General features: G+C 71.8%; 25 protein-coding genes. 7 read left to right on the top strand and 18 right to left on the bottom strand.

The window, feature by feature from the left end:
• Nucleotides 1–146: 146 nt before the first annotated feature.
• From HJG44_RS20190 to HJG44_RS20160, 7 genes are all read right to left on the bottom strand, one after another.
• The gene (locus HJG44_RS20190; RefSeq protein WP_171220146.1) at nt 147–1,139 is read right to left on the bottom strand and encodes a YcjF family protein; all 993 of its coding nucleotides are present in this window, start codon (nt 1,137–1,139) and stop codon (nt 147–149) included.
• Nucleotides 1,136–2,584, bottom strand: a complete 1,449-nt coding sequence (locus tag HJG44_RS20185) for a YcjX family protein (protein ID WP_171220145.1) — start codon at nt 2,582–2,584, stop codon at nt 1,136–1,138. The genes HJG44_RS20190 and HJG44_RS20185 overlap by 4 nt, the downstream gene beginning before the upstream one ends.
• Before the next feature lie 65 nt (nt 2,585–2,649).
• Nucleotides 2,650–3,162 carry a SixA phosphatase family protein gene (locus tag HJG44_RS20180; protein ID WP_171220144.1) on the bottom strand — a complete coding sequence of 171 codons (513 nt, stop codon included), beginning with the start codon at nt 3,160–3,162 and terminating at the stop codon, nt 2,650–2,652.
• Between the two features lie 14 nt (nt 3,163–3,176).
• On the bottom strand, nt 3,177–4,988 hold the full coding sequence (gene recJ, locus HJG44_RS20175) for a single-stranded-DNA-specific exonuclease RecJ (RefSeq protein ID WP_171220143.1): 1,812 nt from the start codon (nt 4,986–4,988) through the stop codon (nt 3,177–3,179).
• 87 nt (nt 4,989–5,075) lie between these two features.
• Nucleotides 5,076–5,867 carry an anti-sigma factor gene (locus HJG44_RS20170; RefSeq protein ID WP_171220142.1) on the bottom strand — a complete coding sequence of 264 codons (792 nt, stop codon included), beginning with the start codon at nt 5,865–5,867 and terminating at the stop codon, nt 5,076–5,078.
• On the bottom strand, nt 5,864–6,373 hold the full coding sequence (locus HJG44_RS20165) for an RNA polymerase sigma factor (RefSeq protein WP_171220381.1): 510 nt from the start codon (nt 6,371–6,373) through the stop codon (nt 5,864–5,866). Before HJG44_RS20165 ends, HJG44_RS20170 begins: the two co-directional genes overlap by 4 nt.
• A 14-nt stretch (nt 6,374–6,387) precedes the next feature.
• On the bottom strand, nt 6,388–6,765 hold the full coding sequence (locus HJG44_RS20160; protein ID WP_171220141.1) for a COG4315 family predicted lipoprotein: 378 nt from the start codon (nt 6,763–6,765) through the stop codon (nt 6,388–6,390).
• A gap of 308 nt (nt 6,766–7,073) precedes the next feature.
• Here HJG44_RS20160 and HJG44_RS20155 point away from each other — a divergent pair, with 308 nt between their 5' ends.
• Nucleotides 7,074–7,586, top strand: coding sequence for a GcrA family cell cycle regulator (locus tag HJG44_RS20155; protein WP_171220140.1), 513 nt, complete (start codon nt 7,074–7,076; stop codon nt 7,584–7,586).
• Nucleotides 7,587–7,644: 58 nt separating this feature from the next.
• On the opposite strand, the gene HJG44_RS20150 is transcribed toward HJG44_RS20155, so the two are convergent.
• The 8 genes from HJG44_RS20150 to HJG44_RS20115 all read right to left on the bottom strand — a co-directional run bounded on the left by HJG44_RS20150 (nt 7,645) and on the right by HJG44_RS20115 (nt 14,750).
• Entirely contained in the window at nt 7,645–8,040 is a 396-nt protein-coding gene (locus HJG44_RS20150) for a VOC family protein (RefSeq protein WP_171220139.1), read from the bottom strand.
• A 61-nt stretch (nt 8,041–8,101) separates the two neighbouring features.
• Nucleotides 8,102–8,809 (bottom strand): phosphate regulon transcriptional regulator PhoB, encoded by a 708-nt coding sequence (gene phoB / locus HJG44_RS20145; RefSeq protein WP_171220138.1) that lies wholly within the window; start codon nt 8,807–8,809, stop codon nt 8,102–8,104.
• 10 nt (nt 8,810–8,819) lie between these two features.
• A complete protein-coding gene (gene phoU, locus HJG44_RS20140; protein WP_171220137.1) occupies nt 8,820–9,533 on the bottom strand; it encodes a phosphate signaling complex protein PhoU in 714 nt (237 codons plus the stop codon).
• A 22-nt stretch (nt 9,534–9,555) separates the two neighbouring features.
• Nucleotides 9,556–10,374, bottom strand: coding sequence for a phosphate ABC transporter ATP-binding protein PstB (pstB, locus tag HJG44_RS20135; protein WP_171220136.1), 819 nt, complete (start codon nt 10,372–10,374; stop codon nt 9,556–9,558).
• Nucleotides 10,371–11,276: a phosphate ABC transporter permease PstA gene (gene pstA, locus HJG44_RS20130; protein ID WP_171220135.1), complete on the bottom strand. Its 906-nt coding sequence runs from the start codon at nt 11,274–11,276 to the stop codon at nt 10,371–10,373. The genes pstB and pstA overlap by 4 nt, the downstream gene beginning before the upstream one ends.
• Nucleotides 11,277–11,279: 3 nt before the next feature.
• Entirely contained in the window at nt 11,280–12,254 is a 975-nt protein-coding gene (pstC, locus tag HJG44_RS20125; protein ID WP_171220379.1) for a phosphate ABC transporter permease subunit PstC, read from the bottom strand.
• Between the two features lie 60 nt (nt 12,255–12,314).
• A complete protein-coding gene (gene pstS / locus HJG44_RS20120; RefSeq protein ID WP_171220134.1) occupies nt 12,315–13,331 on the bottom strand; it encodes a phosphate ABC transporter substrate-binding protein PstS in 1,017 nt (338 codons plus the stop codon).
• Between the two features lie 180 nt (nt 13,332–13,511).
• Nucleotides 13,512–14,750 carry an ATP-binding protein gene (locus tag HJG44_RS20115; protein ID WP_171220377.1) on the bottom strand — a complete coding sequence of 413 codons (1,239 nt, stop codon included), beginning with the start codon at nt 14,748–14,750 and terminating at the stop codon, nt 13,512–13,514.
• 222 nt (nt 14,751–14,972) lie between these two features.
• On the opposite strand from HJG44_RS20115, the gene HJG44_RS20110 reads away from it, so the two are divergent.
• From HJG44_RS20110 to HJG44_RS20100, 3 genes are all read left to right on the top strand, one after another.
• Nucleotides 14,973–18,221 (top strand): transglutaminase family protein, encoded by a 3,249-nt coding sequence (locus HJG44_RS20110; protein ID WP_171220133.1) that lies wholly within the window; start codon nt 14,973–14,975, stop codon nt 18,219–18,221.
• A gap of 102 nt (nt 18,222–18,323) precedes the next feature.
• Nucleotides 18,324–18,719, top strand: a complete 396-nt coding sequence (locus HJG44_RS20105; protein WP_171220132.1) for a hypothetical protein — start codon at nt 18,324–18,326, stop codon at nt 18,717–18,719.
• Nucleotides 18,720–18,808: 89 nt separating this feature from the next.
• Nucleotides 18,809–19,978 carry a GGDEF domain-containing protein gene (locus HJG44_RS20100; RefSeq protein ID WP_171220131.1) on the top strand — a complete coding sequence of 390 codons (1,170 nt, stop codon included), beginning with the start codon at nt 18,809–18,811 and terminating at the stop codon, nt 19,976–19,978.
• Nucleotides 19,979–19,982: 4 nt separating this feature from the next.
• Here the strand turns inward: HJG44_RS20100 and HJG44_RS20095 are convergent, their stop codons facing one another.
• Nucleotides 19,983–20,234: a hypothetical protein gene (locus HJG44_RS20095; RefSeq protein WP_171220130.1), complete on the bottom strand. Its 252-nt coding sequence runs from the start codon at nt 20,232–20,234 to the stop codon at nt 19,983–19,985.
• Between the two features lie 89 nt (nt 20,235–20,323).
• On the opposite strand from HJG44_RS20095, the gene hrpB reads away from it, so the two are divergent.
• A complete protein-coding gene (gene hrpB, locus HJG44_RS20090; protein WP_171220129.1) occupies nt 20,324–22,924 on the top strand; it encodes an ATP-dependent helicase HrpB in 2,601 nt (866 codons plus the stop codon).
• 59 nt (nt 22,925–22,983) lie between these two features.
• Here the strand turns inward: hrpB and HJG44_RS20085 are convergent, their stop codons facing one another.
• A complete protein-coding gene (locus HJG44_RS20085) occupies nt 22,984–23,466 on the bottom strand; it encodes a YbaK/EbsC family protein (protein ID WP_171220128.1) in 483 nt (160 codons plus the stop codon).
• Nucleotides 23,463–24,389 (bottom strand): metallophosphoesterase family protein, encoded by a 927-nt coding sequence (locus HJG44_RS20080; RefSeq protein WP_171220127.1) that lies wholly within the window; start codon nt 24,387–24,389, stop codon nt 23,463–23,465. Before HJG44_RS20080 ends, HJG44_RS20085 begins: the two co-directional genes overlap by 4 nt.
• A 289-nt stretch (nt 24,390–24,678) precedes the next feature.
• Here HJG44_RS20080 and HJG44_RS20075 point away from each other — a divergent pair, with 289 nt between their 5' ends.
• Together HJG44_RS20075 and HJG44_RS20070 are read left to right on the top strand one after the other, a co-directional pair.
• On the top strand, nt 24,679–25,167 hold the full coding sequence (locus HJG44_RS20075; RefSeq protein WP_171220126.1) for an NUDIX domain-containing protein: 489 nt from the start codon (nt 24,679–24,681) through the stop codon (nt 25,165–25,167).
• A gap of 25 nt (nt 25,168–25,192) precedes the next feature.
• Nucleotides 25,193–25,483 (top strand): hypothetical protein, encoded by a 291-nt coding sequence (locus HJG44_RS20070; RefSeq protein ID WP_171220125.1) that lies wholly within the window; start codon nt 25,193–25,195, stop codon nt 25,481–25,483.
• Nucleotides 25,484–25,533: the final 50 nt, after the last annotated feature.

The raw sequence follows: 25,533 nt of genomic DNA, 5'->3' as shown, positions 1-25,533 counted from the left end.
CCCGCCCGGCGCGGCGCCGGGCCAGAACGGGCGGAGGGCAGCAACCGGCATGCCACCGCTAACACATTGATTCTACATAGACCTAGCGGATGGGACCCGGCCGTTTCGGCCCTCCGGACGGGCCAGACAGGCAGAATCTGCCGGGTTCAGGGCGGCGCCGTTTCCTGCTCGGAACGCGAGAGCAGTTCCCCGGCGACGTCGCCGATCCGCGGCGGCTCTTCCTTGATGAAGGGAAGCGGCCGGCAGACCTCGAGCGCCGCCAGGCCGAAGCGCGCGGTCATGAGCCCGTTCAGGACGCCCTCCCCGAGCTTGGCGGAGATGCGGGCGGCGAGCCCGAACCCCAGGACCTGCTGGACGAGGCTGTCGCCGACCGCGACCCCGCCCGTCACGGCGAGGTGGTTGACGGCTGCGCGCGCAAGCCGGAGCGCGCCGAAGAAGCCGGGCCGGGCGCCGTAGATGCGGGCGATGCGGCGCAGGAGCTTCGCGGCGGCGTAGAGCACGAAGGCGACGTCGACGATCGCGCGGGGCGAGATGGCGGTCACGACGGAGACCTGCCTTGCGGCCCCGGCGATGGCGCGCTTCGCCTCCTCGTCCAGCGGCGCGAGCAGCGTGCGCTCGGCGAGCGCGAGCCGGTCCTCGGCGTCCATGATCTCGTCCTCGACGTCGCGGACGCGCGGACCGATGGTGCGCGGGCTCCGTGCGTCGTAGAGGCCGGCGAGGTCCCGCGCGAGCCTCTTCGCCCCTTCGTGGTCGCGGACCGTCAGTATCTCGGCGGCAGCCTGCCGCAGCCGCTCGAGCCGGCGCTCCTGCCACACTCCGCGCAGCTCGCGCGTGAGGATCGCCAGAAGCGCGAGCCCGGCGAGAAGCGCGAGCGCGAGCGCCACCCAGCCGAGCCAGGGCGCGGCCGCGAAGAGATCCGCGATCAGCCGCTCGACGCCGAGCCCGATCGCAAGCGTCGCGAGCCCCGCGACGGCGGAGGCGAGAATGCCGAGCCAGGGCACCCGCCGCCGGCGTTCGACGAGAACGGGGACGCGATCAGCCGCCTCGATCGCGTCGAGCGGCTCCTCCGTGACCCGCGCAGCCTCGAAGTCGGGCTCGGACCGATTCTGCAGCCGGAAGGCGCGCGGGCCAGTCGTCATGCCAGCCTGTCCCCCATCAGGAACTCCAGGGCGCGATCGAGCCGGATATGCGGCAGGGTGCCGGGCCGGCCGGCCGCGTCCGCAGCGACGGGCGGCGGGCGGAAGCGCGGGAAGCGGAGCGAGCCGGGCGGGACGGCGCCCGCCAGCACCTCGGCCGGATCGGCCGGAAGCTCGCCCGGATAGATCGCCGCCTCCTCCGTCCCGTCGAACAGCTCGTCGCCGATGCGCTCGCCCGCCTCGGGCGTGCCGACCACCGTCCTCAGCGTCGCGCCACCCTCCTGTACGGCGGCTTCGCGCGTGGCCCGCACGGAGGCGAGCGCGACCGAGCCGACGCGGGCGCCTGCGGCTTCGGTGCGCCGGACCGCCCGGGCCACCAGGTGCCGGAGCAGCCGCTCCAGGCGGTCGTGGCTGGTGTGGTGGATGTGATCCGCCTTGGTTGCGGCGAAGAGGACGCGGTCGGCGCGCGGCGCGAACAGCCGCGAAAGCAGCGTGTTGCGCCCAGCATTGAAGGCGAGCAGGACGCGGTCGAGCGCCTCCTCCAGCTCGGCCAGCGCGGTCGGACCGGCATCCACGGCCGCCAGCACGTCGACGAGCACGATCTGGCGGTCGACCCGCTGGAAGTGCTCGCGGAAGAAGGGCTGGACGACGCGCGCCTTGTAGGCTTCGAAGCGCCGCCGCATCAGCCCGGCGAGCGTGTCCGACCCCGCCGGCACGCCCGGCGGGAGGTCGAGCGGCGCGAAGGTCAGGGCCGGCGAGCCCGCGAGGTCGCCCGGCATGAGGAAGCGCCCGGGCGGGGTGGTCGCGACGGCCTCCGGATCGGCGCGAAGCGCCTCGAGATATGTTCGGAAACGCTCCGCCGCGCGTGCCGCGACGGCTTCGTCCGCCGGGCCGGCCGGATCGAGCCCGGCCAGTTCCGCCAGCCACGGGCCGGCCAAGCCTGCGCGGTCCGGCCGCCGGGCCGAGGCCGTCATCGCCCGGGACCACTCGGCGAAGTCGGTCTCGATCAGCGCGAGATCGAGCAGCCACTCGCCGGGGTAATCGACGATGTCGAGGGTGAGCCGCCCCGGTCCGGAGCGCCAGCGCGACCGCCGCTCGAAATCGATGTCGAGCCTGAGCTCGGAGATCCGGGTCGTCGAGGCTGGCCAGCGCCGCTCCGCGACCATCGCCTCGAGATTGGCCTCGTAGGCGAAGCGGGGCACGTCGTCGTCCGGCTGATGCGCGAGACGCGCCCGCCGGATGCGCCCCTCGGCGGCGGCCCAGAAGGCCGGAAGCGGCGTGCCGCGCACGAGATGATGCACCAGCGCGGTGGTGAAGACCGTCTTCCCCGAGCGTGCAAGGCCCGTCACGCCGAGCCGCAGCGTCGGCTGGAACAGGTTCTGCCCCGCCTCGAAGGCGGCTTGAGCCGCGGAGCCTGCGCGGCCAGCGATGTCGAGGATGGATGCCACGGGCGGGTGCTGATCTCAGCCCGGAACTTGGGACCGCGCCGGCGCGCGCGCAAGCAGGGCTGCCTTCAGTCGTCCCGCTCGAAGCCGAGCGAGGCCGGCGTCTCGAAGGAGAGAAGCCGCCCCGTCTTCCGCGAAAGCCTCCGCCAGCTGTCGATCTCGAACGCGATCACGGCGACCGCGGCGGTGGGCATTCCGTCCAGCAGGCGCCCCATCCCCGCCTCGTCGCCGGTGCGGACGAGGTCGCGGGCGAGTTCCTCGAAGGCGGGATTGTGGCCGACCAGGACGAGGGCTTCCGAACTCGGCTCGGCCTCCTGCGCGACCTTGAGAAGCTCCGGCTCGCTCGCCTCGTAGATCCGCCGGTCGAACCGGACGGGGACCTCGGGGCGGCGGGCCAGTTCCCAGGTCTCCCGCGTGCGCGCCGAGGGCGAGACGAGCGCCAGGTCGAGCGGCATGGAGGCGAGGTGGCGCGCCACGACCTCCATCTGGGCCCGGCCGCGCGGCGCGAGCACGCGGTCGAAGTCGCGCGCGGCATCCTTGCCGACGGCCTTGGCGTGGCGGAGCAGAACGAGGCGCTTCATGTGATCCGATGATCCTAGCCTGGAATGGCTGCGTCGAGGATCCGCAGCTCGACGCGCTCGCCCCCGCCCCAGCGGTCGATGCACAGCGTGCCCGCGACATGGATCGGCCGGCCCACCGCGTCCAGAAGCGCCCGGCCGAGCGGCTTGTCCGCGGCCCGGAACGCCACCGCCCTGAGGCTCGAGCCGTCCCCCGATTTCAGCAGGGCGCGGACGTGGTTCTGGCCGACCTGCCGGGCCTCCGCCACCCGATGCTGTCCGAAGGCGAAGACGGGCTCCGGCTGGCCCTGGCCGAACGGCCCGGCGCTCTCCAGGGCCCGCACCGTCTCGGCCGAGGCGCCGCCCGCGGAGAGCGCGGCATCGACGAGCAGCGGATCGGCCGGCTCCCCGGCGGAGCGGGCCGGCAGGGCCGCCGCGATCGCCTCGCGGAAGCGGTCGAGGTCGCGCGCGAGCACGGTCGCGCCGGCCGCCATCGCGTGGCCGCCGCCCTTGATCGCGGCGCCCGCCTCGGCCGCGAGCCGGACTGCGCGCCCGAGATCGGCACCGGGGACAGATCGGCCCGAGCCCGTCGCGGTCCCGTCCGGCTTCCGGGCGAAGGCGAAGACCGGCCGGCCGAAGCGCTCCTTCACGCGCGCCGCGACCAGTCCGACGATGCCCGGATGCCAGTCCGGCGAGGCGAGGACCAGGACGGGCGCGTCCGGCTCGGCGTCCAGGCGCTTTGCCGCCTCCGCCTCGGCCTCCTCGACGGCGCGGGCCTCGATCGCGCGGCGCTCCTCGTTCAGGCGCTCGAGCGTCGCCGCGATCGTGCCGGCGGTCCCCGGGTCCTGCGTGATGAGAAGACGCGCGCCGAGGGACGAATCGCCGATCCGCCCGCCGGCATTGATGCGCGGCCCGAGGCAGTAGCCGAGATGCCAGCATTCCGGCGCGGTCTCGACGCGGGCGGCGTCGATGAGCGCCGCGAGCCCGAGCCGGCGGCGGCTGCGCATCACGGCGAGCCCCTGCCGCACGAAGGCGCGGTTCAGGCCGATGAGGGGCACGACGTCCGCGACGGTCGCGAGCGCGACGAGATCGAGCGCGGCGAGGAGATCCGGCTCCGGCCGCCCCTGCCAGAAGCCGCGCCGGCGCAGTTCGCGCGAGAGCGCGACGAGCGTCATGAACACGACTGACGCCGCGCAGAGATGGCCGAGCCCGGAGAGATCGTCGAGCCGGTTCGGGTTCACGATCGCGGCGGCGGGCGGCAGCCTCTCGGGCGCACCGTGATGGTCGAGCACCACGACATCCACCCCGAGCCGTGCCGCCTCCTCCAGCGGCCCCTGGCCGGCCGTCCCGCAATCGACCGTCACGATGAGAGAGGCGCCCTCCCCGGCGAGCGACCGCATGGCCTCCACGTTCGGCCCATAGCCTTCCGTGATCCGGTCGGGGATGTGGATCGGGGCAGCGAGCCCGCAATCCCGGAGGTATTCGGCGAGAAGCGCCGCCGAGCAGGCGCCGTCGACGTCGTAGTCGCCGAAGATCGCGACCCGCTCGCCGCGCTGGACCGCGTCCGCAAGACGGGCCACGGCCGCGTCCATGTCCGTCAGCCGGCTCGGATCCGGCATGAGGTCGCGCAGGCGCGGTGCGAGGAAGCCCGGCGCGGTCTGGACGGACACGCCCCGACCCGCGAGCACCCGCGCGACGACGTCCGGAACCCCGTGCGTCTGCGAGATCGCGGCCGCGATGAGCGATGAGGCGGAATCGAGCCGCTCCAGCCAGGGCCGCCCGCAGACCGAGCGGACGACCCCGTGGACGGGGCGGGAAGCCGGAGCCGCGCTCGCGAGCGATTCGGACATGGCCCTGAATAGCACGGCGCCCGCCACCGTCCCGACCGACGATCGCCCCGTTCCGGCTCCGGGGCACCCGGACCACCGAGGCGCAGCTCAGCCGCCGCCCGTCATCTCGCTCAGTGCTGCGCGCGCCACCATCATGAGACGGTCGGGATCGAGCGCGCCGGAGAGCGCGTAGCCATAGCCGCCGGTGGCCCAGGTCGCGGAGGCGAACTCGCCCTGCTTCGTCACCCGGAGGTCCCAGCGGCCCGCCTCGCCGCAACGGACATAGAGGGTCAGCCGGGAGCCGTCCTGGGCGCCGTACATGAGCTGTGCGGCGACGTCGCTGCGGCCGGCCGGAAGCAGCCGCCCGCCGATCAGCCGGAAGCCGACCCCCTCGAGATCCGGGATCGCGAGCCGCCGCCCCAGGCGCTTCGAGAGCCACTGCGCGAGATGCGCCCCCTGGTCGGCCTTGACCTCCACCGGATGCACCACCTCGACGGTATAGATCCGGTGCGCCGCGAGCGCCTCCTGCGGCAGGGGCGCGGGCCGGGCCGGGATGCCCCAGAACCGCTCGGACAGGTCGCGCGCGAACCAGCCGCCCGTCCCGCCGGCCAGGAGGACTAGGCAGGCCGCGAGCGCCTGGCGAAGCCGCCCTCGCCTGATCCGCCGCCGTTCGGCGATCACGGCCGCGGCGCGAAGCCGCGCCGGGACCGGTTCGCCGGCTTTCGGCGCCAGCCGCTCGCGCAGAGCCGCGCGGATGGCACGGTCCGCCTGGATACGTGCCGCCTCCTCGGGTCGGGCGGCCAGATAGGCCTCGACGGTGGCGGCGCGCTCGGGCGTGAGCCGGCCGTCGACCAGCGCGCTGAGATCGTCCTCGCCGACCGGGAGCTCGGAGCCGGTCACTTGACCCTCCTGAGCATGGGCTGGGCGCCGCTTTCCAGGTAGCGGCGCAGCTTCTCGCGCCCGCGGCTCAGACGCGACATCACCGTGCCGATCGGCACGCCGAGGACCCGCGCGGCCTCCTCGTAGGAGAGATCCTCGACCCCGACGAGCAGGATCACGGCCCGCTGGTCCGCCGGCAGCGCGTCGAGACAGGCCAGGATGTCGCGCATCGCCGCGCGGGATTCCTGCTCGATCCCGGGCTCCGGGATGCCGGAGAGATCCTCCACCTCGGCGCGCAGGAGTTCGCGGCGCTTCCGCCGCAACCCGTCGATGAAGAGATTGTGCTGGATGGCGAAGAGCCAGGCCTTGAGGTCGCCGTCGCGTCGGCGCAGCCGCCAGCGGCCGACCGCCCGCTCCAGGCAGTCCTGGACCAGATCGTCGGCGGCCTCGTGGTCGCGCAGGAGCGCCCAGGCATAACGCCTGAGCGCCGGGATGTGCGGCTCGATGAGGGCGGCGATCTCGTCCATCCCGGCGCCGAGCCTCAAGGCGTCGCCACGTGCCAGACGCTGTTGACGCCATCCCCGGTCACGTCGCCCGGCTTGGAATCCCGGACCCAGCCGTAAAGAGGCTTGCCCTTGTAGGCCCATTGCCTGCCGCCATCCTGGCGCGTGACCACCATCCAGTTGCCGGAAGGCGCCGCATCCGCAGGCGCGAGAAGGGGCGGCCAGTTCTGGGCGCATTGCCCGGTGCAGTTCGACACGCCTGCGCCGTCCCGGTCGAAGGTGTAGAGCGTCATCCCGCGCGCATCGGCGAGAACCTTCCCCTTCGCGGTGTCCGCGACCCTGGCAGGCTCGGCGGACTGGGCCAGGGCTGCGCCGGACGCGAGCCCCAGAGCAAGCATGAGCGGTGTCGTTCTCATGGTGCCTCTCCCTTCCCATACCTGATCAGACGAGTGCCGTGCCGGCTCTATTCCGGGCGGCACGAGGGGCCCGCGACGAGCAACCTTGCCACACCGGCCGGACATTGTCTGGGGATAAACGGAGGGGCTCCGGGGGGACTCTTGCGCCCGAGTCAACCGGTCGAGTAGGGTCCCGGCGGTCGGACGGCTTCTCTTCGTCCGACGCACAAATCTCATCACTGGGCGAGCTGGCGGCAGCGCGGTCGGACGGAGTTTCGTCCGCGAACGGTGAGGGATTCGGACTGGAGGCTGTCCGGTGGAGACCAGGAATGATTGATGCGGCCACAGGCTGGACTGACGACCGCGTCGAGTTGTTGACGAAGCTGTGGGGCGAGGGCCTGAGCGCGAGCCAGATCGCGGCTGCGCTCGGCGGGGGCGTGACACGCAACGCGGTGATCGGGAAGGTGCACAGGCTCGGCCTTTCCGGCCGCGCGAAGCCGGGCCAGAATGCGGCAATGCGGCCCGCGAAGGCTCGGCCGGTGGTCCCCACCCCGCCCCAGCTCGAGGGCGGGCGCACCCCGCCGCGCGACCCGGAGCAGCTCATGCGGCCGACGGTCGTCGCCGACGACCGCTGGCCGGTCGAGGAGGTCGAAATCCCGGTATCGCAGCGGGTCTCCATCATGGAGCTGCGCGATACGACCTGCCGCTGGCCGCTGGGCGATCCGTCCAAGCCCGACTTCGCCTTCTGCGGCGGCAGGGCCGTGACCGGGCTCCCCTATTGCGCCCACCATTGCCGGATCGCCTACCAGCCGGCCGCGGAACGCCGTCGCCTTCGGGCCTGAGCGGCCCGTCCCCACCGAGGCCCGCTCGGCCCGAGCGGGCCTTTTGCGAGCGCGTTTTTCAGAACTCCGCGTAGATCTCGACCACGTTGTCCTCCGGGTCGCGGAAGAACAAGGTGCGGTGCCGCCATTTCGGCAAGTCGGTCGGCTCCCGAAGGATCGGAACGCCCTTCGCGACCAGTTCCTCGTGGCAGCGGTCGACCGCCTGGAGCGGAACGCGGAAGGCGAGCTGAACGGCGGCGGAGCCCGCCGGCCTCGGCCCGTCGTCGCAGACCGGGAACCCTCCCCGAGGGCGCAGCGTCAGCAATGTGGCCCCGACGCGGAAGCTCACCCAGTTCTCGACATCCTCCACAACCGGAAAGCCCATGACGTTCTCGTAGAACGCACGGGTCTCTTCCATCTTGCTGCACAGGACGACGACGTAATCGAGACTGGCGATGCCGCCGAGGCTCATCATCTCTCCATGCGGGCCGCGGCAGCAGCAGCCGGGCCGCGGCTCCCGCTCTCGAGCGGCTTCGCTAGCGCGCCGGATAGGTCTCGTCCAGCGAATAGCCGGCGCCGCGCACCGTGCGGATCGGATCGGGATCGCTCTCCCCCAGCGCCTTGCGCAGACGGCCGACATGCACGTCGACCGTGCGCTCGTCGATATAGACGTCGCGCCCCCAGACCCGGTCGAGGAGCTGCTCGCGCGAGAAGACCCGGCCGGGATTGCTCATCAGGAACTCCAGCAGCCTGAACTCGGTCGGGCCGAGCCGGAGCGGCTTGCCGGCGCGGCGGACCCGGTGCTGCGAGCGATCGAGCTCGATGTCGCCGAAGGCGAGGAGCTCGGCCGTCTCGGTCGGCTTCGCCCGGCGCAGGAGCGCCCGCACCCGCGCGAGGAGCTCGGGCACCGAGAACGGCTTCACCACGTAGTCGTCCGCGCCCGTCGCGAGGCCGCGCACGCGGTCGCCCTCCTCCCCGCGCGCTGTGAGCATGATGATCGGCAGCCGCTCCGTTTCCCGGCGCATCCGGAGGCGCCGGCACAGCTCGATCCCGGACAGGCCGGGCAGCATCCAGTCGAGCAGCAGGAGATCGGGCGTGTGCTCACGGAGCATCAGCTCCGCCTCGTCGCCGCGGGCGGCGACCTCGACCTCGCAGCCTTCCGCCTCGAGGTTGTAGCGCAGGAGCAGCGACAGCGGCTCCTCGTCCTCCGCGATCAGGATCCGGGGCTTCGCGGCGGCCAGCATGGCGGCAGGCCTACTCGGCCGCGACATCCACGGGCGCGGTGGTGCGGTCGTTCTTCGGCCGCTCCGCCGTGAGGTTCTGGCCCGTGACGAGATAGTTGATCGTCTCGGCGATATTCGTCGCGTGGTCGCCGATCCGTTCCACGTTCTTGGCGACGAAGAGAAGATGCGCGCAGAACGAGATATTGCGCGGATCCTCCATCATGTAGGTCAGGAGCTCGCGGAAGAGCGAGGTGTACAGCGCATCGATCTGGCCGTCCCGCTGCCAGACGTCGAGCGCGCGGGCGAGGTCGTGCTGCGCATAGGCGTCGAGCACGTCCTTGAGCTGTTCCATCACGAGATCGGCGATGTTCTGGACGCCGGTGACGATCTTCTGCGCCTGGAAGCCGTCCGCGATGGCGAGAACGCGCTTGGCGCAGTTCTTCGACATGTCGCCCACGCGCTCGAGGTCGCCCGAGATGCGGATCGCGGCGATCACCTCGCGCAGGTCGATCGCGAGCGGCTGACGGCGCGCGATGGTGAGCACCGCCCGCTCCTCCACGTCGCGCTGGAGCGCGTCAAGACGCTGATCCATGGCGATCACGGCCTGGGCGAGCGAGGTGTCGCGCCGGACGAGCGCCGTCACGGCGTCGGCAAGCTGCTTCTCGGCGATGCCGCCCATCTCGGCGATGGACGAGCGCAGCCCCTCCAGCTCCGCGTCGAACGAGCTGACGATGTGCTCCGACATGGCTTTCCTCCTGGCCCTCGGTTCAGCCGAACCGGCCGGTGACGTAGTCGTGCGTCTGCTTCTTCACGGGGTTCATGAAGAGATTGTTCGTGGCCCCGAACTCGACGAGCTCGCCGAGATACATGAAGCCCGTGTACTGCGAGATGCGGGCGGCCTGCTGCATGTTGTGGGTCACGATGACGATCGTGAACTCGGTGCGCAGGTGCTCGATCAGCTCCTCGATCTTTCCCGTGGAGATCGGGTCCAGCGCCGAGGTCGGCTCGTCGAAGAGGATGACCTCGGGCCCCTGCGCGACGGTCCGCGCGATGCAGAGCCGCTGCTGCTGCCCGCCGGAGAGACCGAGGCCGGGCTGCCTGAGCTTGTCCTTGACCTCGTCCCAGAGCGCGGCTCGCCGGAGCGCGCTCTCGACGCGCGCATCGACTTCCGCCTTGGGGAGCTTCTCGTAGAGGCGGACCCCGAAGGCGACGTTGTCGTAGATCGACATCGGGAAGGGCGTCGGCTTCTGGAACACCATGCCGACGCGCGAGCGCAGCTCGTTCACGTCGACGTTCGGGGCCAGGATGTTGCGGCCGTCCAGGAGGATCTCGCCCGTCGCCCGCTGGTCCGGGTAGAGGCTGTAGATGCGGTTGAAGCAGCGCAGCAGGGTCGACTTCCCGCAACCGGACGGGCCGATCAGAGCCGTCACGTGCCGGTCCTTGAAGTCGATCGTGATGTTCTTCAGGCTGTGGAAGTCGCCATAGTAGAAGTCGAGGTTCCGCACGGAGATGCGCGCCGGCGCGCCCTCGTTCGTGCCGGGCCGGCCGCCCCGATCGAGATGGACCATGGAGCTCACGGCGTTCATCGGGCGACTTCCTTCCTGATCACGAAGCGGGCGACAACCGACAGGCCCAGGATCGTCATCGTGATGATCAGGGCACCGGCCCAGGCGAGCTCCTGCCAGTTCTGATAGGGCGAGAGCGCGAACTGGTAGATCGTCACGGGGAGGTTCGAGACCCCGCCGACGAGTGAGGGGCTGAACCAGAAGTTATTGTTGAGCGCGGTGAAGAGGAGCGGCGCGGTCTCGCCCGCGATGCGGGCCGTCGCCAGGATGATGCCGGTCATGATGCCGGAGCGCGCCGCGCGCCAGGTGACGAGCGTGATCACCTTCGATTGCGGCGCGCCGAGCGCGGCCGCGGCTTCGCGCAGGCCGTTCGGGACGAGGCGCAGCATGTCCTCCGTCGTGCGCACGATCACCGGCACCGCGATGATCGCGAGCGCGACGCCGCCGGCCCAGCCCGAATAGGAGCCGAAAGGGGCCACGAGGAGCACGTAGACGAAGAGGCCGATCAGGATCGACGGCGCCGAGAGCAGCACGTCGTTGATGAAGCGGACCAGCGAGGCAAGCTTCGACACCCGCGCATATTCGCCGAGATAGGTCCCGGCGAGCACGCCGATCGGGGTCGCGACCACGATGCCGAGAACCGTCAGCACCAGGGACCCGACCATGGCGTTGGCGAGGCCGCCGCCGGCCGAACCCGGGCCGGGCGTGATGCTCGTGAAGACCGAGGGCCCGAGCGCGGAGAAGCCCCGCCAGAGCAGCATCAGGAGGATCCAGCCCAGGGCGAACACGCCGACCGCGGTGAAGACGGCGCTCACGAGCTTGAGCGCGCGATCCGCGACGCGACGGCCGGGCCGGACGCGGCGCCGGGCGCCGGCAGGCTCGCCCGCCATTGCGGCGGGCAGAACGGGTGTGGAGACCGCCATGGCTCAGCTCCTCTGAACGCGGGCGATGAGGAGCCGCGCCGCGATGAGCACCGCGAAGGTGACCAGGAACAGGATGCAGCCGAGCGCGATCAGCGCGTTCAGCTGGAGGTCGGCCGCCTCGTTGAACTCGTTGGCGATGCGCGACGCGATGGTCGAGCCGGGATCGAAGATGGAGCCGCCGAGCCGGTTCGCGTTGCCGATCACGAAGGTGACCGCCATGGTCTCGCCGAGCGCGCGTCCGAGGCCCAGCATGATCGCGCCGATGATCGAGACGCCCGCCTGCGGGACCAGGACGTGGCGCACGACCTCCCAGGTCGTGCAGCCGATCCCGTAGGCGCTCTCGCGCAGCACGGGCGGGATCTGGTCCAGCATGTCCCGCGTGACGGAGGCGATGAAGGGGATGATCATCAGGGCCAGGATGATCCCGGCCGTGAAGATGCCGGTGCCGGAGGGAACGCGCGAATAGAGGATCGTCCCGACGATCGGCAGCCCTTCCACGACCGAGTTGAGCGGGACCTGGATGTAGTTCGCAACGAGCGGTGCGAACACGAACAGGCCCCACATGCCGTAGATGATGGACGGGACGGCGGCGAGAAGCTCCACCGCGGTCGCGATCGGCGCCTTCAGCCATGGCGGCGAGAGCTGGGTCAGGAAGACCGCGATCCCGAGCGAGATCGGCACCCCGATGACAAGGGCGATGAAGGCCGATGAGAGCGTCCCGGCGATGGCCGGCCAGGCGCCGTACTGGTCGGCGCCGACATTCCAGACCGAGCCCGTGACGAAGCCGAAGAAGCCGAACTCGCGGAAGGCCGGCCAGCCGCCATAGAGCATGGCGGCCAGGATGCCCGCCAGAACCAGGAGAACCAGGGCCGCGCAGCCGAACGCCGCGGCCCTGAAGATCCGGTCGAACCCGGAATGGGAAGGCCGGGGGGAGCCGGCGTGAGATGCAGCCAAGATATGCTCGCTGCTCGCGACCAGGGACAAGCGGCCCTCCCTTACCCGTTCGATCGAAAGCGGTCGACGCAGACCGGAAGCCGGCTACTGCGTCTTCACCGCCTTGAAGGCCTCGGCGCGGACTTCGGTCGCGACCTTCTCGGGCAGCGCGACGTAGTCGAGCTCGGCCGCGAGCTTGCCGCCGTTCTTGAAGGCCCAGTCGAAGAACTTCAGCACCTCGGCGGCGCGCTTGGGATCCTTCGGCTCCTTCGGGACGAGCACGAAGGTCGGCGCCGTGATCGGCCAGGCCTTCTCGCCCGGCTGGCTCGTCAGGGAAATGCCCATTCCGGGCTGCGCGGCCCAGTTCGCGTTGGCGGCGGCCGCTTCGAAGGACGCGGCATCCGGGTTGACGAACTTTCCGTCCGTGTTGCGAAGCTGGGCATGCGGCAGCTTGTTCTGCTTGGCATAGGCGTATTCGACATAGCCGATCGCGTTCGGGATCTGCTTCACGGCGGCCGCGACGCCCTCGTTTCCCTTGCCGCCCTGGCCGATCGGCCAGTTCACGGTGGTGTTCGCGCCGAGCTCGCTCTTGAACTGAGCGGAGGCCTCGGAGAGATACGTCGTGAAGATCGAGGTCGTGCCGGAGGCATCCGAGCGGTAGACCGGCGTGATATTGGCATCGGGCAGCTTCAGGCCGGCATTATGCTCCGCGATCTTCGGATCGCTCCACTTCTTCACCTGGCCGCGATAGATGTCCGCGAGGAGTTCGCCCGTCAGCTTGATCTGGCCCGGCTCGATCCCCTGGATGTTCACGACCGGCACCACGCCGCCGAGCACGGTCGGGAACTGGATCAACCCGTCCTTGTCGAGATCGGCACCCTTCAGCGGGGCGTCGGTCGCGCCGAAATCGACCGTGCGCGCCTTGATCTGGCGGATGCCGCCGCCGGAGCCGATGGACTGGTAGTTCACGGTCACGCCGGTCGCGGCCTTATAGGCCTCCGCCCATTTGGCATAGACCGGGAACGGGAAGCTCGCGCCGGCCCCGGTGATCTCCTGCGCGGAGGCCGTGCCGGACAGCATGACGGCAGCGCCGAGGGCGGCCGCGAAAAAGCGAGGTTTCATGTTCGTCTCCACCGATCGGCCGCGCAGCGCCACAGCGGGTGCCGGGGGTCGGCCGATCATTCCGCCGGGCCAGGCGGGCTCGGCGCCTGCTCTGTAGGAACCCGACGGCCGCAGTCGTATGACGCGCACATGACACTTCAATGACAGCGCCCGGCTCCGGTTCTCCCGGCCGGCTGGATTTCACGGCGCGGCGGGAAAGAGCGCCCGGAAGGTCGCGCCCTGCCCCGGCTCGCTTTCGATGGCGAGCCGGCCTCGGTGGCGCCCGACGATGTGCTTGACGATGGCGAGGCCGAGCCCGGTACCGCCCTGGATCCGGCTTTCCGCAACGTCCACGCGGTAGAACCGCTCGGTGAGCCGCGGCAGGTGCTCGGGCGGGATGCCGGGCCCGTGATCGCGAACGGACAGCTCGACCCGCTCGCCCTGCGTTCCCCCGGGGCCCTGGCGGCGGACCGCGATCTCCACGCTCTTGCCGCTGCCGCCGTACTTGATCGCGTTCTCGACGAGGTTTTCGACCAGCCGCAGCAATTCATCCCGGTCTCCGAGAATGCGGACCGGTTCCTGGGGGACCTCCAGCGCCAGGCCGACCCCGCGTTCGCGCGCGAGCGGCGCCATGATCTCGACCATGTGCGCGACCGTCGCGCCCAGATCGACGGGAGTCGACGGGGGCACGTGCTCCTTCAGCTCGACGCGCGAGAGCTGGAGCAGGTCGTCGATCAGCCGCGTCATGCGCTGGGCCTGCGCCTGCATGATGTCGAGGAAGCGCTCCCGCGCCTGCGCGTCGTCCCTGGCCGGCCCCTTCAGCGTATCGATGAAGCCCGACAGGGACGCGAGCGGGGTCCTGAGCTCGTGGCTGACATTGGCGATGAAGTCGACCCGCATGGTCTCCAGACGGCGCTGGTCGGACAGGTCGCGGAAGAAGAGTGCGGCTGCCGGCTGGCCGAGCCCGGCCTCGCTGCGGGCGGCGAGCCGCCGGATGCGCACCTCCCAGGTCGGCTCGTTCCCGGTCCGGCCCGCGACCTCGACGCGGGCGGGCTCGCCGGTGGAGATCACCGCCGGGATGGCGTCCAGAACCTCGGGCGAGCGCATCGCGAAGGCGAGCGGCTGGCGTTCCTTGAGGGCGGGCAGGACGCTCCGCGCGATGGCGTTCGCCTCGACCACCACGAGACGCGGATCGACCAGGATCACCGGGTCCGGAAAGACGGCCGCCGACGGGAGAAGCGAGCCGAGCGCCGGACGGGGCGCCTCGCCCGAGCTGGGAGCGGCCGTCCGGCCGGGCCAGGCCCAGGCGGCCGCGACGGCGGCCAGCCCGGCGAGGAGCGCCGCCCAGCTCGCCTCGCCGCGCAGCGCCAGGACGGCCAGGATCAGGGCGCTCGCGCCGAGCGCTCCGGCAACCTGGCGGCGCCGCGCGCCCACGCCCATCCAGCGCATCAACCTACCTGACCGAGAGGCGGAACTCACGATCCCCTATGGCCCGCGCCCGGACGGATCGGCAAGCCGGATCGGGCGTTGACGGGCGGACCGCCGAGCGGCGCTCTCCGGGCCGGTCCGGCTCTTGCACGGGACTGGCCGGCGACGCGCCGCGATGCAACACTTGCCGACCCGGGACGCTTCCACCCGGGCACCCATTATGCTGGACCCTGCGTGCCGATCCTCGTCGCCCTCCACCACGTCACGACCTACAGCTACGACCGCCCTGTCCAGCTCGGGCCGCAGACGATGCGGCTGCGGCCCGCCCCGTATGGCCGCACCCCGATCCCGAGCTACTCGCTCAAGGTCACGCCGGCGAAGCACTTCCTGAACTGGCACCTCGACCCGAACGGGAACTGGAACGCGCGGCTCGTCTTCCCGGAAAAGACCGACCAGCTTCGGATCGAAGTCGACCTGACGGCCGAGCTCTCGGCCCGCAATCCCTTCGACTTCTTCGTCGAGGATTACGCCACGGCCTGGCCCTTCGCCTATGCCGACGATCTCGGGGCCGAGCTCGCCCCCTATCTCGGCGAGGGGGAGGGAGGCGAGCGGCTGGAGGAGTTCCTCGCGCCGGTGCGGAGCGAGACGAACACGGTCCAGCTCCTCACCCGACTGAACAGCCTCGTGGCGCGCGAGATCACCTACGGCACGAGGCTCGAACCCGGCGTGCAGAGCCCGGAGGAGACGCTGCGCCTGGGAACGGGCTCATGCCGTGACAGCGCCTGGCTTCTTGTCCAGGCGCTGCGCCGGCTCGGCCTCGCGGCCCGGTTCGTGTCCGGCTATCTGATCCAGCTGGTGCCGGACGGAGGCGCCGTCGAAGGGCCGCCGGGTCCGGAGCGAGATCTCACGGATCTCCACGCCTGGGCCGAGGCCTATCTGCCGGGCGCAGGCTGGCTCGGGTTCGACGCCACCTCGGGCCTCCTCTGCGGCGAAGGCCATATCCCGCTCGCCGCCGCGCCGCATTACCGCTCCGCCGCCGCGCTGTCCGGCTCGAACGAGCCGTCGGACGTGGATTTCCGTTTCGAGATGAGCGTCACCCGGATCGCGGAGGCGCCGCGGGTCACCAAGCCCTTCTCGGACGAAGCGTGGCAGGCGCTCGACCGGCTCGGCGAGGCGGTCGACGCGGATCTCGAGGCGCAGGACGTCCGCCTCACCATCGGCGGCGAGCCGACCTTCGTGAACCTCGCCGATCTCGGCGCGCCGGAATGGAACGCCGCCGCTCTCGGACCGACCAAGCGCGACTTCGCGGACCGGCTCGTCCGCCGTCTTCGCGAGCGCTTCGCGCCGGGCGGGCTCCTCCATTACGGCCAGGGCAAATGGTATCCGGGCGAGAGCCTGCCGCGCTGGGCCTTCGGCCTCTACTGGCGGCGCGACGGCCGGCCGATCTGGCGAAATCCCGACCTCATCGCGCGGGAGGACGCGCCGTCCGGCGCCGGTCCGGAGCATGCGAAGCGACTTCTGGAGGCGCTCGCCACGAAGCTCGGCCTCGCCGGCCACGTGATCGCGGCCTACGAGGACCCGGTGCACTGGATGGGGGAGGAAGCGAAGCTTCCCGCAAATCTCTCGCCCGAGGACCCGCGCCTCGCCGACCCGGAGGCGCGTGCCCGGATGGTCCGCACCTTCGACAGGGGGCTCCGGGAGCCGGTCGGCTACGCCCTCCCGCTCATGAGCCTCGAAACGGAGGAGGGCCGAAGCTGGACGTCGGAGTTTTGGGAGTTCCGCCGCGGGCGCATGTTCGTCCTGCCGGGCGATGCGCCCCTGGGTTTCCGCCTGCCCCTCGGCTCGCTCCCGCATCTCCCGCCGGAGCACTACCCCTACTACTCGCCGCCCGACCCGCTGGAGGAACGGGGCGAGTTGCCCGAAGACCTGGCCGGGGCGTCCCGCCGGAAGCCTGCCCGGAGGGTCGCGGTCCGCACCGCCATGGCGGCCGAGGCGCGCGGGGGCACGCTATGCGTGTTCATGCCGCCGCTGGAGCGGGTCGAGGACTACCTGGCCCTCGTGGCGGTCCTGGAGGAATCCGCCGCCGAGCTCGGACAGCCGATCCACATCGAAGGCTACCCCCCTCCCTTCGATCCCCGGATCGACAACATCAAGGTCACGCCCGACCCCGGCGTGATCGAGGTCAACGTCCACCCTGCGAAGAGCTGGCGCGAGACGGTTTCGATCACGACGGGCGTCTACGAGGATGCCCGCGCGCTCGGGCTCGCGGCCGAGAAGTTCATGATGGACGGCCGCCACACGGGGACGGGCGGCGGCAACCATGTCGTGATGGGCGGGCCCACGCCGGCCGATTCACCCTTCCTGCGCCGGCCGGACCTGCTCAAGAGCATCGTGCTCTACTGGCAGCGGCATCCCTCGCTCTCCTACCTCTTCTCGGGCCTCTATGTCGGGCCGACGAGCCAGGCGCCGCGCTCGGACGAAGCCCGGCACGAGGGGCTGTACGAGCTCGAGATCGCGCTGGCGCAGATTCCCGGGCCCGACGCGCCGCCGCCGCCGCTCTGGCTGGTGGACCGCGTCTTCCGCAACGTGCTCGTCGACGTCACGGGCAACACGCACCGTGCCGAGATCTGCGTCGACAAGCTCTATTCCCCCGACAGTCCGACCGGGCGGCTCGGCCTTCTCGAGTTCCGCTCCTTCGAGATGCCGCCCGATCCCCGGATGAGCCTCGCGCAGCAGCTTCTCTTGCGGGCGATCGTGGCCTGGCTCTGGCGCGAGCCGCAGGAGGGCTGCTTCGTGCGCTGGGGGACGGCGCTGCACGACCGCTTCATGCTGCCCCACTTCCTCTGGGCCGACTTCCTCGACGTTCTGCGCGACCTCGCCGGGGCCGGCTACCGGTTCGACCCCGCCTGGTACGAGGCTCAACGCGAGTTCCGCTTCCCGCTCTTCGGCGCGGTCGAGCATGGCGGCGTGCGCATCGAGCTGCGCCAGGCGCTGGAGCCCTGGCACGTGCTCGGCGAGGAGAGCGGGGGAGGCGGAACCGTCCGCTACGTCGACAGCTCGGTCGAGCGCCTGCAGGTGCGGGCGACCGGCTTCGTGCCGGGGCGGCATGTCATCGCCTGCAACGGCCGGCGCCTGCCCATGACCTCGACCGGGCTCTCGGGCGAGGCGGTCGCCGGCATCCGGTTCAAGGCCTCGCCGCTTTCCTCCGGGCTCCATCCTACCATCCCGGTCCATGCGCCGCTCACGTTCGACGTGATCGACGGCTGGAGCGGGCGCTCGCTCGGTGGCTGCATGTACCATGTCGCCGATCCGAGCGGCCGGGTGCATGACACATTCCCGGTCAACGGCCTGGAGGCGGAGGGCCGACGCCTGGCCCGCTTCCAGGACCACGGCCACACGCCCGGGCCCATCGCCGTACCGCCGGATGAGGTCAGCCTCGAGTTCCCCCTCACGCTCGACCTGCGCCGGCCGCCGCCGCGCTGATCGGCGGTGTACAAGGCGAAGGGCGGATTGTGCCGCGCAGGGCGAGCGGCTAGGAGCGGAATCGTTGGATGGGCGCGGGCGCCCTCGAGCCGGACGGATGCCATGCTGAAGCCTGTCGCTGCGGCGCTCATCGGCGGAACGCTTCTCGCGGGCTGCGGCTATTTTCCCGTCGATCCGGACCCGATCCGGCTCGTCGATTCGCCGGCGGACGTCGCGGCCTGCCGCTCGCTCGGCCCGGTCGGCGGCCCGGTCCGGACGGACGGACGCGGCCCCTATGTCTATGGCGCCCTCACCCGGCCGGTCCGGGCTTCGAGCCCGGAGGCCGTGGCGCCGCCCGGCGGCTGGGGCGTGCTGCAGAGCGCGGACAATTTCGCGGTGCGGATCGAGCCGCTCCGCGACGAGGCGCTGCAGCGCGGCGCCACCGACCTCCTCCTCGTCCGCCGCGTCAAGCGCGACTGGTCCTGGGTCGAGGGCACCGCCTATCGCTGCCCGCGCTGACGGGAGCGCCGGCCGTCAACCCCCTGGGAACCATCGCCGGATAGCTTGCCCGCGACGAGGCGGGCGCGAGGCCGGCTTCCGGTGCCGGCATGCTCCTGGATCTGTGGACTCTCATATTCGTCACGATCCTGGTCACGGCGGTGCTCGGGGTGCTGCTCCTGTTCTCGTGGCGGCAGAACCGCCGCATCGAGGCGCTCTGCTGGTGGGGCGCGGCGCTCCTCCTCGGAGCCGTGGGCGGGGCCCTGCTGGTCGGGCGCACCGTGATCCCCGACATCCTGTCGATCGTCGCCGCCAATGCCGTTCTGTTCGTGTCCTACGGCTTCATGTGGACCGGCTGCCGCCGGTTCGCCGGACGGACGGCCCGGACGCTCGCGATGCTCGCCGGCGCGGTTGCCTGGGTGGCCGCCTGCGCGTTCCCGCCCTTCTACGAATCCTTCACGGCGCGCGTTGCGCTCTCATCGGCGCTCATATCCGTCTACATCCTGGCCTGCATCCGCGAGATGTGGGATCTCGCGGGGGAGCGCCTCGCCTCGCGCGGCCCGCTCGTCTGCGTCCTGGTCCTGCATGCGGGCGCAATGCTGTCCCGGCCGCTGCTCCTCTGGCTCTTCGACGCGCAGCGCGAGGCGACGCTCTTCAGCTTCCCGTGGCTGACCCTGCACGCCTTCGAGACCCTGGTCTTCACCATCCTGTCGGCCTTCCTGTTCCTCGCGCTCTCCAAGGAGAAGGTGGAAGGGGAACTCAGGATCATGGCTTCTCGCGATCCGCTGACGGGGGTCCTGAACCGTCGCGCCTTCCTGGAACAGGCGGAGCGCCGGGTCACCGCCGCACCGCCGGGCTCGGAGGCGGTGCTGCTTCTCCTCGACATCGACCATTTCAAGCGGATCAACGACAGCCACGGCCACGCCGTCGGCGACGACGTGCTGCGGAGCTTCTGCCGGCTCGCCTGCGAGCGGCTCCCGGCCGGCGCGCTCTTCGCCCGGCTGGGCGGCGAGGAATTCGGCTGCCTGCTTCCCCGGACATCGCTCGTCGACGGCTACTACGCGGCGGAATACCTCCGGAACGCGCTCGCGCTGCGGCCGCTCGGAGCGGATAGCGACCGCCTCAGGGTGACCGTGAGCGTCGGGCTCGCGACGACGGCGGCCTGCGGCCGCGAGCTCCAGGGGCTGATGTCCAGCGCCGACCGGGCGCTCTACGAGGCCAAGCATGCCGGCCGCAACAGGGTCGTCTGCTCGCCGGGGCCGCCGGCGCTCGCGGCATAGGCTTCTAGGGCTCGTCCCGGGCCGCCTTCACCACCGAAGCGGCCGTCGATCTCACCCGCATATCCGACAGGTCCCCCTCGTCCATCTCGGCCTCGAGCACGTCCTGCACGGCGCCGCGGTCGACCGGGCCGGCCCGCAGCTCGCCCGCGAGCGCGGCGATGCGGGAGGCGGAATCGGCGCAGTCGGGACATTGCCGGGCGATGTCCATCGCGAGCTCGACGATGGTCCCGAGTACGGCGTCCGGATCGCTCGCCATGGCCTCCTCCCGCCGCGAGGCTCGCGCATCCCGGCAGCGATGTCGAGCGGCGCCTTGCGCGTCTTCGGCCCGCACCCCATCACGCCGGCATGACAGAGGGATTCCCCGGGCTGCCTATCGAAGCGGCCCTGCCCGGGCTCACGGCGGCGCTCCGGCAGGGCCCGAACGCCGTGCTCGTGGCCCCGCCCGGCGCCGGCAAGACCACGCGCGTCCCGCTCGCGCTGATCGAGGAGGGCTGGGCGGCGGGCGGCCGCATCATCCTGCTCGAGCCGCGACGGCTTGCAGCCCGCGCCGCCGCGGACCGCATGGCGAGGACGCTCGGCGAGCGCGTCGGCGAGACGGTCGGGCTCAGGGTCCGCCTGGAGAGCCGCGTCGGGCCGAGCACCCGCATCGAGGTCGTGACGGAGGGGGTTTTCACGCGCCGCATCGTCGCGGATCCGGCGCTCGACGGCGTCGCCGCGGTGCTGTTCGACGAGTTCCACGAGCGCTCGCTGGACGCCGATCTCGGGCTCGCCCTCGCCATCGAGGCGCAGGCGGCGCTCCGCGAGGATCTCCGCATCCTGGTCATGTCCGCGACGCTCGACGGCGCCCGCGTCGCCGGGCTCCTGGGCGGGGCGCCGGTGATCCGGTCGGAAGGCCGCGCCCATCCGGTCGAGACCCGCTATCTCGGACGCGACCCGGGCCGCCGCATCGAGGAGCAGGTGGTCGAGGCGACGCTCCGGGCGCTCCGGGCGGAGCCCGGCTCCGCCCTCGTCTTCCTGCCCGGGGCGGGGGAGATCCGGCGGGTCGAGGCAGGGCTCGGGGAGAAGCTCGGCGGTTCCGACATCGACGTCGTGCCGCTCTACGGCGCGCTCGACCGCGGCGAGCAGGATGCCGCGATCCAGCCTGCCCCGCCCGGGCGCCGCAAGGTCGTGCTCGCGACCTCCATCGCCGAGACTTCGCTCACGATCGAGGGCGTCCGCATCGTGGTGGATTCCGGCCTCGCCCGCGTGCCCGTCTACGAGCCCGGGATCGGCCTGACGCGGCTCGAGACCCGCCGCGTCTCCCGCGCCTCGGCCGACCAGCGCCGCGGCCGCGCCGGCCGCACCGAGCCGGGCGTGTGCTACCGGCTCTGGGAGGAGGCCGCGACGGGCGCGCTCGAGCTCTTCGGCCGGCCGGAGATCCTGGCGGCGGATCTGTCCGGCCTGCTGCTCGACTGCGCGGAATGGGGCGCCCTGGATCCGACCACCCTCCCCTTTCTCGACCCGCCGCCGGCGCCGGCCCTCGCCGAGGCCCGCGCGCAGCTCGCCGAGCTCGGCGCGCTCGGCCGCGACGGCCGGATCACGCCGCTCGGGAAGCGCATGCGCGCCCTGCCGCTGCCTGCGCGGCTCGCCCGCATGGTCCTTGCCGGCGCCGAGCAGGGCCGGGCCAAGGAGGCGGCCGAGCTCGCCGCGCTCCTGTCGGAGCGGGGCGTCGGGGGCGATGCGGTCGATCTCGACGAGCGTCTCGACCGCTTCCGCCGCGACCGTTCCGGCCGCGCCGTCGATCTGCGCCGGATGGCGGCGGGCTGGGTCAGGCTGGCGGAGCGCGATGGCGGAGGTACATCGCCCGCGCCCTCCCCGTTCGCCGGCGGGGAGATGTCGGGGCTGGAGGACGGGGAAGCGGCCCTCGCCGCCTCCGGCGGAGCTACCACCCGGCGCGGCTCCGCCGAACCGCCCCTTGCCGCTGGGCGCAGCGAGGAGGCGTCCACCGGGATGCTGGTCGCGCGCGCCTATCCGGACCGCATCGCCCGTGCCCGCGGGAAGCCCGGCGAATATGTCCTGGCGAACGGCCGCGGGGCGGCGCTCGAGTCGCATCTTGCGCTGGCGCGCGAGCCGTTCCTGGCGGTCGCCGAGATCGCGGGCGGCGCAGCCTCGGCCCGCATCCTGGCCGCCGCCGCCATCGCGCCGGACGAGATCGAGCATGTGGCGGCTGCCCGAATCGAGGCTCGCGAGGAGATCCTCTTCGATCCCGCCGCCAAGGCGCTCCGCGCCCGCTCCCTGCGCCGGCTCGGGGCGGTCCTGCTGGGCGAGAAGAACCTGCCGGTGCCGGCGACGGAGGAAGCGGCCCGCATCCTCGCCCGCGGCCTTGCGGGCCTCGGCATAGCGCAGCTCCCATGGTCCGAGGCAACCCGCCAGCTGCGGGACCGCGTCGCCTTTCTGCGCGGTGCCGAGGGCCCGGAATGGCCGGACCTGTCCGATGCGGCGCTGGCCGGAACGGTGGAGGATTGGCTCGCGCCGCATCTCGTCGGCAAGCGCGGCCTCGCCGATCTCTCCCCCGGCGAAGTGCGGGAGGCGATCGAAGCCATGATCCCCTGGGACAAGCGCCGGCGGCTCGACGAGGAGGCGCCGACCCACATCACCGTCCCGACCGGCTCGTCGGTCCCGGTGGATTACGCGGCCGAAGGCGGACCGGCCGTGTCGGTACGGGTGCAGGAACTGTTCGGCCTGTCGAAGCACCCGGCCATCGGCAGCGGGCGCGTGCCGCTGGTCCTCCACCTGCTTTCGCCGGCGCACCGGCCGATCCAGGTGACGCGCGACCTGCCTTCCTTCTGGCGCGGCTCGTGGGCGGAGGTGCGATCCGAGATGCGCGGCCGCTACCCGAGACATCCCTGGCCGGAGGATCCGGCCAATGCCGAGCCGACCCGGAGGGCGAAGCCGCGGGGCACGTAGGAGGCCGGCGGATGCTGCCGCGAAGCGATCCTGCGCACGCGCGGCCCCATCCCCAGGATCTAGCGCGACAGCCGGCACAGCCTCGCGCCGGTCACGCGCATCAGGTCGCGGGGATCGATGGGAAACACGGTGTTCGGCGTGCCCGCCGCCGCCCATACCTGTCCGTACCGGAGAAGATGCTCGTCCATGAAGGTCCTGAGCGGACGCGCATGGCCGAAGGGCGGGATGCCGCCGATGGCGAACCCGGTCCAGGCCCGCACGGCCTTGCCGTCCGGCCGGACGATCGGCTCGCCGGTCTCGGCCGCTGCGAGCTCCTCGTCGACGCGGTTCGAGCCGGAGACGAGCAGGAGAAACGGCTCGCCGCTCGTCCGGCCCGCGAAGACGAGCGACTTCACGATGGCACCCACCTCGCAGCCGCAGGCGGCGGCCGCCTCCTCGGCAGTCCGCGTCGGGGCCGCATGCTCGCGGATCTCGAGCGCGAGACCATGCCCGGCCGCCGTCTCGCGCACCCGCTCGGAGGCGGAAGGGAGGGGACGGCTCACCGCCGCAGCCCCATGACCTGTCCGAAGGTAATCGGGTCGCGCCCCATCGTGATCGGGCCGAGGCCGCAGAAGCGGCCGTGCTGGTCCATGCCGCGCAGCTCCGCCTCCACCCTGAAGGCGCCGGGCTCGCCGGAGATCGTGTAGAGATGGTAGCCGGCCCGATGCGTCAGCGCGCCGCCCCTCGCCGAGGCGCTGGGTGCTCCGATCACCGGGATCCAGCCCTGCGGACCCTCGATATGGGCGACGGAACCGACATGGTTGTGGCCGTGGATGATCAGGTCGGCCCCGACCTTGCGGATCATGGCCTCGAACTTCTCCGCATCCGTGAGGTTTCGCCCGGCCGGCGCCCCGCCGACATGGGGAGGATGGTGGATGAGGACGAGCCGGAAGAGCGGCTCCTTCGCCAGCCCCGCGAGGAGTTCCTCGGCGTACCTGCGCTGCGTGCGGCCCATCTTGCCGGAAGCCACGAAGGGTGCCGTGGGGACGGCCGAGGAGAGCCCGACGATGGCGACCGGGCCGCGCCTGCGCAGGAAGGGGAAGCGGTGCGACCGGGGCTCGTCCCCGCAGGCGAAGGGATCGACCGCCTTCAGGAGCCCTGCCAGCGACTTCTGCACATAGGCATCGTGGTTGCCCGGCACGAAGGTGACCGTCTCGGGGCTGCCGAGCCCGTCGAGGAAGAGGCGCGAACTCGGCCACTCGCTCGCGAGCCCGAGATTGCAGATGTCCCCCGTGCAGGCGATGTGGTCCGGCGCCTGCTCGCGCAGATCGGCGACCAGGGCGGCGAGCACGTCCATGTCGTGCGCCTCGCGCCGCCCGCGGCGCCAGTTCACGTAGCCCGTGATGCGCTTGCCGAGGAGATGCCGGATCGCCGGCCGGGGCAGCGGCCCCACATGGGGATCGGTGAGGTGCGCGATGCGGAACATGCCGGCCGAAACTCGGGCGGAGTTCCGGCCCCGTCAAGCACGGCCGTCCGGACGGACCCTGCCGGCCGGATCAGTACTGGGCGCCGGGCATGAGCGCGGAACGGACGCCGTTGTCGCTGAGATCGAGCGCCGGCGACCAGGCGAAGCCCGGCTTCCGCGCCAGGATGGCAAGAAGATAGGAGAGGATCATGGCCGGAACCCTGGGTCGGCTATTACCTATCCCCGCACGCTGCGCAGAGCAAAGGGGTAGCGAGCCATCCAGCTATGTGGAACAAGCATGGAGCTTGTAATGGTTTGGCAACGCATCGTCTCCTCGTCGGCTGCGCAGCGGGTGCTCCGGCGGGGCACGCATGCCTGGTTCCTGCTCTCGCGGGGCATGACGCTCGGGGTCCGGGGCGCGGTCATCGACGAGGCCGGCCGCATCTGCCTCATCCGCCACACCTATGCGCCGGGCTGGCACCTCCCGGGCGGCGGCATCGAACTCGGCGAGGATGCCCTCCGGGCGCTCGCGCGGGAGCTCCGCGAGGAGGCTGCGATCGAGCTCACGGGCACGCCGGTCCTCCACGGCGTCTTCCTCAACGCCCATGCCTCGCGCCGGGATCACGTGCTCCTCTTCGTCGTCCGGCAGTTCGAGCGGCTGGGCGAGAAGCGGCCCGACCTCGAGATCGCCGAATGCCGCTTCTTCGCGCCCGATGCGCTCCCGCCGGACACGACCCCCGGCACATGCCGGCGCCTCCTGGAGATTGCGGAAGGCCGGGTTCCGGCGGCAATCTGGTGAGCGAGAACCGGAGCAGCGGTGCCGGATGCACGGCCTCCTTCGCGCAGCCCTCCTCGCCTGCCTGCCGCTCCGCGCCGCGGCGCTCGCCCATGGCGGCTATCCGGCCGATTGCTGCAGCGGCCAGGACTGCCGGACCGCCCGGCCCGGCGAGATCGAGATCATGCCCGACGGCCGCTATCTCGTCGTGCCGACGGGCGAGATCTTCGCGCGCTGGCAGGTGCGGCCGAGCTTCGATGCGGGCTTCCACCGCTGCCTCTACGACCCGTCGAACCCGGTGAGCCGGACCTTCTGCCTGCTGGTTCCAGCCGGCAGCTGAGGTGGCAGGCCGCCGCCCTGACGGCTAAGAGGACCCTGCAGTGTGAGGCG

This window comes from Enterovirga aerilata, assembly GCF_013044135.1.
GTDB lineage: Bacteria > Pseudomonadota > Alphaproteobacteria > Rhizobiales > Beijerinckiaceae > Enterovirga > Enterovirga aerilata.
The sequence above is the reverse complement of the archived record's forward strand: the minus strand, read 5'-3'. Positions and strand labels throughout refer to the sequence as shown.